Here is a 9,154-nt window from a genome sequence, read left to right as displayed (position 1 = left end):
CGGGGCGATTTCTCGTCCTCAGGCGTTGCTGCCGCGCTCCCACCGGTAGAACTCGTGGGCCATGGCGTCCTTGGGGCTGCGCCAGGTCTGCGGGTCGTACGGGCTCACATAGGCGGTGAGCTTGTCACTGATGTCCTTGAACGCCGGGTGTTCCGTCACCTTGGCGATCTCGGGGCCCGGCGGGCGGTCCGATTCGATCAGGTGCAGATAGACGTCGCCGAACTGGAAGAGCTTGCGCCTGGTGACACCGACGAGGTGCGGCAGTTCGCTGCTGTCGGAGGCTGCGAACAGCTCGGCGATGTCCGGCGCCGAACCCGGCGCCATCTTGGCGACGATCAGAGCGTGGTGCATCGTGGGATGCCTTTCTGTTTCCCGGCCCGGCCACCCGGCCGGGTGGCCGGGTGGCGAGTCGTGGGGGGCGGACTGCGGGTCAGCCGGCGGTGACCGACGCGGTACGACGCTCCCGGGCGCGCTGTTCGATTTTGTCGCGGATGAGCTCCATCTGGACCTTGGAGTTGCGGTTGATGTTGTCGGTCATCCACGCGTCGTCGACGGGTGCGTCGGGCCGCATCGCGAAGTCCTGGGCCCAGCGCATCTTCGTACCGCCGGGGACCTCCGAGTACTCCCACCGGATGTTCATGTGCTGGAACGGGCCCGGCTCGACACGGCGGGCGCGGACCGTGCGTCCGGCGCGGTCGACGGTCCGCTCGGAGACCCAGCTCCAGACCTTGTCGTTCTCGTCGGGGTGCATGGTCAGGCGGAACGTCGTGCTGTCGCCGTCCCGTTCGATGACTTCGACCGCGGCGTACTCGCTGAACAGCCGCGGCCAGTTCTCCAGATCATTCGTCACGTCCCAGACGAGGTCCAGGGGGGCGGCGATGGTGATCTCGTTCTCGGTGTATCCGGGCACTTCAGGCTCCAGTCATGAGGGTGTTGTTGACGAGGTCGAGGAACTCCTGGGGGGTCTTGCAGCGGTCGGCATCGGCCGGCAGCGCCCTGCCGTGCCGGTTCTCCAGCACGCCCACGATGCCGAGGAGGCCGAGCGAGTCGAGGCCGAACTCGTCGAAGGCGGACCCGGGGCGCTTCTCCATGTCCCGCGGGTCGACGGTGAGTCCGGCGCCCTTCTTCATCAGGGCGGCGAGTTCCGTGTAGGTCAGTCGATCGGTCATGTGGACTTCTCCTTACTCACACTTGGATGTCGGTGGGGCGCCGCAGCACCATCGCCGCGTTCGAGCCCATGAGCCCGCGGCTGAGCACCAGCGCCGTCCGCAGTTCCGCGGGGCGCGCCTGGCCGGTGACCACATCGAGGTCGTGGCACACGTCGTAGACATTCGGGGTGGGCGGTATCAGCGCGTTCTCCATGGAGAGCACGGCGGCGGCCGCATCCAGTACCGGCGCACCGCAGTAGGCGCGCCCGATGCCGGTCTTGGGCGCCGTCACCGGTACCCGTCGGCCGTGCGCGCCGAGTGCGTCCGCGATCGCGAGCGCCTCGGCGCGGTCGGCCGCCGGTACGCCGAGTGCGTCCGCGAAGACGACGTCGATCTCGTCCGGCGCGCAGTCGGCCTCCCGCAGGGCGCCGATGATCGCCTGGGCGAGACCCTCCCGGGACTCCTCCCACCGGGACGCTCCGGTGAACGTGGCAGCGTGCCCGGCGACTTCGGCCCGGACGCGGGCCCCGCGCCGACGGGCCGACTGCTCCTCCTCGATCACCAGCATGGCGCCGCCCTCGGCCGGCACGAACCCGCAGGCGTCGGAGGTGAACGGCCGGTAGGCGCGGGCGGGGTCGTCACTGGTGCTCAGGTCCTCGTACCCGAGCTGGCAGACGACCGAGTAGGGCGCCAGCGGTGCCTCGGCCGCACCGACCACCACCGCTTCGGTACCGCGGCGGATCGAACGGGCGGCATGCGCCAGCGCGTCCAGACCGCCCGCCTCGTCGCTGGCCACGACCGCGCACGGACCCTTGAAGCCGCCGCGGATCGAGATCTGGCCGGTGCTGGCGGCGTAGAACCAGGCGATGGACTGGTATGGACCCACGTAGGTGGATCCCTGTCCCCACAGCCGTTGGAGTTCACGCTGGCCGAACTCGCCGCCCCCGGACCCGGCAGCGGTCACCACGCCGACGTCGAACGGTGAGTTCTCATAGTCGGCGCGGCCCAGCCGGGCGTCGTCCAGCGCAATGTCCGCTGCGGCCATGGCGAAGTGCGTGAACCGGTCGGTCTGGACGATGAAGCGCTCCTCGATCAGCTCGGACGCCTCAAAGCCCCGCACCTCGCCCGCGACCCGCAGGGGAAGCTGCTCGCACCCCTCACGGGTCACCCGGTCGAGGACGCTCATTCCTTCGTGCGTCCTCTTCCAGAAGGCCTCGGTGTTGGTGCCGTTGGGGGCGACGACACCGATACCGGTGACGACGGTGCGGCGCGCTTTACGGGTTCTCATGGTGTCCTCCCTCCTGTTCTCGTCAGGGCCACCGCGGACTGGAAGCCGCCGAACCCGCTGCCCACCGAGAGGACGCTGCGCAGCTTCAGGGGACGTGCGGTGCGCGGCACGTAGTCGAGGTCGCACTCCGGATCCGGGCTCTCGTAGTTCGCCGTCGGCGGCACCGTCTGGTGGACCAGGGCGAGTACGCACGCGGCAATCTCTATGGCCCCGATCGCCCCCAGCGAATGGCCGATCATGGACTTGATCGAGCTCATCGGTACGTCGTAGGCGTGCGTGCCCAGTGCCCGCTTCACGGCGGCCGTCTCGTGCCTGTCGTTCTGCTTGGTGCCCGAGCCGTGCGCGTTGACGTAGTCGATCTGCGAGCCGTCCATGCGGGCGTGGTCGAGGGCCCGGTTGATCGCCTCGGCCATCTCCAGCCCTTCGGGGGTCAGCCCGGTCATGTGGTAGGCGTTGCCGAAGGTGGCGTAGCCCGCGATCTCGCAGTAGACGGTCGCGCCGCGGGCCCGGGCGTGCTCCAGCTCCTCCAGCACGAGCACCGCTCCGCCCTCTCCCATGACGAAGCCGTCGCGGCGGGAGTCGAACGGCCGGGAGGCATGCTCGGGGTCGTCGTTGTTCGCCGAGGTGGCCTTGATCGCGTCGAAGCACGCCACCGTGATCGGGGTGATCGGTGAGTCGGACGCCCCGGCGATGCAGACGTCGACTCGGCCCTCCTCGATGGAGTGAAAGGCGTACCCGATCGCGTCGAGACCGGAGGTGCAGCCAGTGGAGACGGTCTGCACCGGGCCATGTGCGCCGACCTGTTCGGCCACCGCCGAGGCGAGGGAGCTGGGTGAGAAGGCCCGCTCCAGATGTGGACCGGCCGGCCGGTGGTCGACATCCCAGCGGGCGCCGCTGCCACTGACGGCGACGTAGTCGTGCTCCAGTCGGGTGGTGCCGCCGACAGCGGTGCCCAGCGACACACCCATCCGCCAGGGGTCCACCTTCTCCGGATCGAGCCCCGCGTCGCCGAGGGCCTCCCTGGCGGCAACCATCGCGAACTGGACGTACCGGTCCGACCTGGCGACCTGGTCCGCGTCCAGTCCGTGCGCCGCCGGGTCGAAGTCGCACTCGGCGGCGATACGGGAGCGGAAGCCGGCCGGGTCGAAGAGCGTGATGCCCCGGGTCGCGGTGCGTCCGTTCGCGAGGAGGTCCCAGAAGGCCGGTGCGCCGATGCCGCCGGGGGCCACGACGCCGACACCGGTGACCCCCACGCGGCGGGTCATGAGGCGGCCTCCGTTCGTTCCGGCGGCGCGACGCGCTCGGCGGACTCTGTGTGCTCGGTGTCGACGTGGCCGAGTTCCGGGCGCGGGGCGAGGGGGCCGAGGTGGAAAACCATGCGTGCCTCGACGTCGCCCACGTTTCGGAATCGGTGGCGTACGTGGGGAGGGATCAGCAAGCCCTGGTCGGGCCGCATCCGGTGCGGTTCACCGTCCAGATCCACCTCCAGGAGACCGCTCACGACGTACACGAACTCCTCGGAGTACGGGTGGTAATGCTCGCCGATGCGGTCGCCGGGCTGAACGATGGCCAGCCCCATGAATCCGCTGGTGGCTCCCACCGCAGTCGGCGTGAGCATGGCGCGAAGGTCGCCTCCGCGCCTGCGGTTGGGCTGCGTCTCGCTGAGGTCCACGATGCGTGGCCGGTGCATGGTCATGACTGCTTTCCTCCTGGCGCATTGCGCGTTGTGTTGACGGGTTGAGCGAGAACCCCCCAGGGTGCGGAGGCGCGGTTCAGGACTCCGTGGCCCGCCGATCTGTGATCAGGGTCATCTCGGACTCCGTCAGGAAGTGCGAGATCCCCTGCTCGGTCGTGGGCACGGCGTTCGCGCCGCCGTCAAGGAGGCGTCCGAGCCTGGCCACCTTGCCGGGGCCGTCGATGCCGACCGCCTGGGCCGGCTGCACGTCGATCGGTCCGACCGCTTCGAGGAGGCGGACGACGACGTCGTCGCGTTGGAAGATGGTGCTGCTGTCGATGATGCTCGCCGGGTCGTCGGCCGCCTCCTCGTCGTGACCGGCGAGCAGCCGGGCGAGTGCCATGCCGCAGCCCTCCTTGGCCTCGTAGAAGAGCGCGTGCCGGCGGATGTCCTCGGCCTTGTGCCGGCCCGCGGTCACGTGGTGGACGGTCGGGAGCGCCGCTCGGGTGAAGAACATCCGGGCGGAGGCCGGGTCGCTGAGGTCCCGGTCCTGCTCCAGATACGGATTGATGGCCTCTTCGACGGCCCTGACCTCGGGCTGCCGGGCGATGTGCCGCAGGGCCGCGAGGAGGTCGCCCTCGACCTCGACTGCCCGCACGACGCGGTTTCCGTGCATGAACAGCGAAGTGCGGCGCAGTCGGGTGTCATCGTCGACACGAGCGTTCGGGGACTCGTAATCGGCCAGGATCTTCGCCACGATGTCCTCTGTGCCTGGCTTGACCGTGAAGGTGAGCGCGTGGCGCACCACTCCGTCGCCCAGCCGGGGTGACGCCTGCAGTCGGCCCTTGGCCGCCTCGGACGCCAGCTCGAATGCCTTGCCGGTCTCCCGCAGGACGCTGAAGCGCAGCGAACGGGTGTCGCGTACGCAGCCGTGCAGCGGCTGAACGGTCGCCACGTGCTCCTCGCTGTTCACCCAGGCGAGGAACGGCGGTGCGCTCTCCCATTCGCTGGTGATCAGCCACTGGGAGGGGTTCTCGATGGATTGGCACAGCTGGTCGCTGATGTGTCCGGGGACGGATGCCACCTGATTGCGCAGGTGCTCATACGCCTCCAGGAACTGCTTCTGGGCCCCGTCGTACAGGTCCAGCAGCAGAACGACACGGAGCCTGGAACCGTCGAAGGCGGACTGGGAGATCCGTTCCGAGAGGGTGGCGGTCATCTTTCGATCTCCTTCGAGACGGTGTCGTGGTCAGGCCGGATGGCATGCCGTCAACCGTCGGTTGGCGAGTGGATTCGGAGCGGGGACTCTCCCGGCGGATGTGATCGGTCCGCCCCCATGACTGCGGGCATCGTCTCCGTGACCGATCGTGAAACGCTGGTCCGGGTGGCGCGAGATTTATGAACCGTTCAGGTGAGCGGCCGTCCGAACCGCTCCGACAAGGGCATTGAACAATGCATCCGAACGGCGTCCGAGCTGGAGCAACTGATGAACGAGAACGTCGACATTCGCGTACCGGTCCTCATCGTGGGCGGCTCCCTGGTGGGCCTGTCCGCCTCACTTTTCCTCGGCCGGCTCGGCATCGAGCATCTGCTGGTCGAGAAGCACCGAGCTACCTCGACACATCCTCGCGGACGCGGCAACAACGTGCGCACGATGGAGGTGTTCCGCACGGCCGGTGCCGAGCCGGGCATCCGGGAGGCGGCCTCGGTCCTCGCCCACAACCACGGCATTCTGCAAGCCGGCTCGCTCACCGGGGACGACCAGGAGTGGCTGTTCAAGGAGATCGACCCGGGTGGCGGACTCGCCCGTTTCAGCCCGACCGGCTGGTGCCTGTGCAGCCAGAACGATCTGGAACCCGTGCTGGTGAAACTGGCCCGCGAGCAGGGCGGTGACTTGCGGTTCTCCACCGAAATGCAGAACTTCGACCAGGACGGGTCGGGGGTGGACGCGGCACTCAAGAACCGGGAGACCGGAGAGCACATCAGTGTGCGCGCGGACTACCTCATCGCGGCCGACGGGCCGCGCAGCCCCATCCGCGAGCAGCTGCGCATCGACCGGACCGGGCCCGGCGATCTCTTCCACAACGTGAGCATCACCTTCCGCTCCCGGCAGCTCGCCGATGTAGTGGGCGACCGGCGCTTCATCGTCTGCTATCTGACCAACCCAGCAGCGGACGGGGCTCTGTTGCCGGTGGACAACAAGAAGGAGTGGGTGTTCCACGCTCCGTGGCAGCCCCAACTGGGCGAAACCCTGGAGGACTTCACCGATGAGCGGTGTGCCGAGCACATCCGTACGGCGGTCGGCGCTCCGGACATCGACATCGAGATCACCGGCAAGGCCCCATGGCACGCCGCGGAGCGGGTCGCAAAACGGTACGCGTCCGGCAGGGTCTTCCTCGCCGGGGACTCGGCCCATGAGATGTCCCCCACCGGGGCGTTCGGCTCCAACACCGGCATTCAGGACGCGCACAACCTGGCCTGGAAGCTCGCCACCGTACTGAAGGGCGAGGCGGGCCCTGGCCTGCTGGACACCTACGAGGCGGAGCGACTGCCGGTGGCCCAGGCGACGAGCGCGCGGGCCTCGGCGCGCTCCAGCGAGCACAGCCACCCGGGATACGCGGCAGCGCCGGGCGTGGGCGGCGGGAAGCAGGGCGGCATGCTCACCGTGGCACTGGGCTACCGCTATGTCCGCGGCGCCGTGCTGGGTGCCGACCCTCAGCAGCCGGTCGTGCCGCAGGGAATGCAGCTGAATGGTCAACCAGGCAGTCGTGCACCGCATCTGTGGGTCCGTCAGGCCGGTGATCGCAAGTCCACTCTGGATCTGTACGAGCACACCCTCGTGCTGCTCACCGATGGTAACGACGTGGCGTGGCAGCGGGCAGCGGCGCGGGTCGCCGACCGGCTTTCGGTACGACTCCAGGTGTACGGCATCGGCCCGGGCGCCGATCTGGAGCCGGAGAACGGGGCCGACTGGGCCGAGATCCACGGCACGACGCCCGAAGGCGCCGTGCTGGTGCGTCCCGACGGCTTCGTGGCCTGGCGGTCGACGGGTTCCGTGGCCGACGCCGAGGCCACCCTCCACGAGGTCCTGACGTCCCTGCTGCACCGGCCCTGACCCGGCCGGCGGGGCGTCCGGGGAATGTTCAGGCCAGACCGAACGACCTCAGCTCCGCGAGGAATTCGTCCGGTCGCTCGGTGTGGACGAGGTGTCCGGCCTCAAGGGTGACGAAGCGGCCACCGGGTATCCGCCCCGCCATCCAGACCAGCCTGTCCTGGGCAATCTGACTGGCGGGGCCGCCGCCGATGACGAGGGTAGGGGCGGTGATCTCGCCGAGGCGTTCCCGCCAGGCCGGGTCCGGTTCGTTCAGCTGGGAGTTGGTCGACGGCACCACGGGCCAGTCGAAGTCCAGCTCCTCATCGGGGCGTTCGACGGGGCCGCGCGGCGGGTCGAGCGGGAAGGGCGGCGGAACCTCCTCCAGGACGAGCCGGCCGATCAGTCCGGGTTCCTGTTCGGCGAGCAGACAGGCGGCAGCGGCGCCCATGGAGTGTCCGACCACGGTGGCGCCCGCCAGGTTGCGGGCCTCCAGGAAGGCATGAAGATCGTCCCGGAACAGCTCGAAGGAGTAGCGGCCGGGCCAGTCGCTGAGACCGTGCCCGCGGAAGTCGAACGCGTACACCCGGTGTTCGGTGGCAAGGCGTTCGGCGATCTCGGTCCAGGTCCTGCTGTCGCCGCAGCGACCGTGGACGAGCACGACGGGCGGCGCCGACGGATCCCCCCACACCCGGTAGGCGAGCCGTGTGCCACCGGCCTGCACGCTGAGCACTTCCGGGTCGAGGAAGGCGTTGACCGTACGGACGAAGGCGCCCGGATCGTCCAGCCACGGGAAGTGCCCGCCCCCACGCTGCACGGCGAACTCGGCATTCGGGAAGAGTGCGGCCAGTTCGGCGGCACGGTCGGGGGTCGGCCCTCCGTCGTACTCCCCCGCAAGAACGAGAACCGGTGCGGTCACCGCTGTCAGCGCGGCGGCGGTGACGGCCGGTTCGAAGACGCCGTCCTGGTAATAGACCTTCCCCGCCTCGGAGTTGGTCTGTCCCGGTGCGGCTGCGGCGTGTGCGCGGGCGGCGGCGTCCCACCGCCCGTAGCCGAAGGGCGCGGCAGCAAAACGGGCTTCACCCGTCTCGCGTCCGGCCAGAATCTCCTCCAGCGCGACCCGTCCTGCCGCATACCACGGCTCGTCGCGGTGCAGTTCACCGGCATCGCGCCAGTCCTGGTCGGTGGCCTCGATACCGACGGCCTCGGCGCCGGGTGTGATGAGCGTGAGCGTGCGCAGCCGCTGTGGGTGCCGCGCGGCGTAGAGCGCGGCCAGGTTGCCGGACGCGGAGTGGGCCAGCAGATCGATCCGTTCATGGCCGAGGTGTTCGCGCAGCGCCTCGACGTCGGCGACCAGCCGGTCGCAGCGGTACGTCGACGGGTCGTCCGGCACTGCGGAGTCCCCGGTACCGCGCAGATCGAGTGGGCGTCGGGTGCCCGCTCCCTATCGTGGGGGAGGTCGTCAGACCTCCTCATGCGGAACTTGCCGGGCTCGCACGGCCGTTCGCTGCCGTCGTGTGCTTGCCGGAAGCCGGACCGCCGCGTCGGCGGACCGGTCACCACGTCGCCGCTTGCTTTCGGACCGGGCCCGGCACGATCCGAAGCCGGGGCGCCGGACGCCGCCCCAACGACACTTCCGAAAGCCGCAGCCCCGGACGCCCCCGGAACACTCACCAAGTCCCCCTACGCAAACCGGTCGCGCAGCTCCCGCTTGAGGATCTTGCCGCTCGCATTGCGCGGCAGTTCCTCCACGAAGAGGACCTTCTTCGGGGCCTTGAAATGGGCGAGCCGCTCGCGGGCGTGGTCGATGAGTTCGGCCTGTGTCGCTTCGCCGTGCAGGACGACCACGGCGGTGACAGCCTCGATCCAGCGGTCGTCGGGCAGCCCGACGACCGCGGCCGCCGCAACGGCGGGGGATCGGAAGAGCGTGGGGTAGGGGAAGAGTGTGACGT

9 protein-coding genes and 1 pseudogene are annotated in these 9,154 nt (G+C 69.5%); 1 reads left to right on the top strand and 9 read right to left on the bottom strand.

Features of this window, described 5'->3' with window-relative positions; translation table 11 throughout:
• Positions 1 to 18 precede the first annotated feature (18 nt).
• From ABTZ94_RS33905 to ABTZ94_RS33875, 7 genes are all read right to left on the bottom strand, one after another.
• Positions 19 to 351, bottom strand: a complete 333-nt coding sequence (locus tag ABTZ94_RS33905) for a TcmI family type II polyketide cyclase (RefSeq protein ID WP_351206704.1) — start codon at positions 349 to 351, stop codon at positions 19 to 21.
• A gap of 79 nt (positions 352 to 430) precedes the next feature.
• Positions 431 to 910 carry an SRPBCC family protein gene (locus tag ABTZ94_RS33900; protein ID WP_351206702.1) on the bottom strand — a complete coding sequence of 160 codons (480 nt, stop codon included), beginning with the start codon at positions 908 to 910 and terminating at the stop codon, positions 431 to 433.
• Position 911: 1 nt separating this feature from the next.
• Positions 912 to 1,169: a phosphopantetheine-binding protein gene (locus ABTZ94_RS33895; RefSeq protein WP_351206700.1), complete on the bottom strand. Its 258-nt coding sequence runs from the start codon at positions 1,167 to 1,169 to the stop codon at positions 912 to 914.
• A 16-nt stretch (positions 1,170 to 1,185) separates the two neighbouring features.
• Positions 1,186 to 2,436, bottom strand: coding sequence for a ketosynthase chain-length factor (locus tag ABTZ94_RS33890; RefSeq protein WP_351206698.1), 1,251 nt, complete (start codon positions 2,434 to 2,436; stop codon positions 1,186 to 1,188).
• Complete coding sequence (locus tag ABTZ94_RS33885) at positions 2,433 to 3,701, bottom strand: beta-ketoacyl-[acyl-carrier-protein] synthase family protein (protein WP_351206696.1); 1,269 nt, start codon at positions 3,699 to 3,701, stop codon at positions 2,433 to 2,435. Before ABTZ94_RS33885 ends, ABTZ94_RS33890 begins: the two co-directional genes overlap by 4 nt.
• Positions 3,698 to 4,132, bottom strand: a complete 435-nt coding sequence (locus ABTZ94_RS33880; protein WP_351206694.1) for a cupin domain-containing protein — start codon at positions 4,130 to 4,132, stop codon at positions 3,698 to 3,700. The genes ABTZ94_RS33885 and ABTZ94_RS33880 overlap by 4 nt, the downstream gene beginning before the upstream one ends.
• Before the next feature lie 76 nt (positions 4,133 to 4,208).
• Complete coding sequence (locus tag ABTZ94_RS33875; RefSeq protein ID WP_351206692.1) at positions 4,209 to 5,330, bottom strand: SchA/CurD-like domain-containing protein; 1,122 nt, start codon at positions 5,328 to 5,330, stop codon at positions 4,209 to 4,211.
• Between the two features lie 267 nt (positions 5,331 to 5,597).
• On the opposite strand from ABTZ94_RS33875, the gene ABTZ94_RS33870 reads away from it, so the two are divergent.
• Positions 5,598 to 7,226 (top strand): FAD-dependent oxidoreductase, encoded by a 1,629-nt coding sequence (locus tag ABTZ94_RS33870; protein ID WP_351206690.1) that lies wholly within the window; start codon positions 5,598 to 5,600, stop codon positions 7,224 to 7,226.
• Between the two features lie 28 nt (positions 7,227 to 7,254).
• Here ABTZ94_RS33870 and ABTZ94_RS33865 read toward each other — a convergent pair.
• Together ABTZ94_RS33865 and ABTZ94_RS33860 are read right to left on the bottom strand one after the other, a co-directional pair.
• Positions 7,255 to 8,625: pseudogene (locus tag ABTZ94_RS33865) on the bottom strand (alpha/beta fold hydrolase); the annotation flags it as partial.
• A gap of 260 nt (positions 8,626 to 8,885) precedes the next feature.
• A partial coding sequence (locus ABTZ94_RS33860) for an AMP-binding enzyme (RefSeq protein WP_502967355.1) occupies positions 8,886 to 9,154 on the bottom strand: 269 nt, incomplete at its 5' end.

The organism is Streptomyces sp. NPDC002785, from assembly GCF_040295565.1.
Classification (GTDB): Bacteria; Actinomycetota; Actinomycetes; order Streptomycetales; family Streptomycetaceae; genus Streptomyces.
The sequence above is the reverse complement of the archived record's forward strand: the minus strand, read 5'-3'. Positions and strand labels throughout refer to the sequence as shown.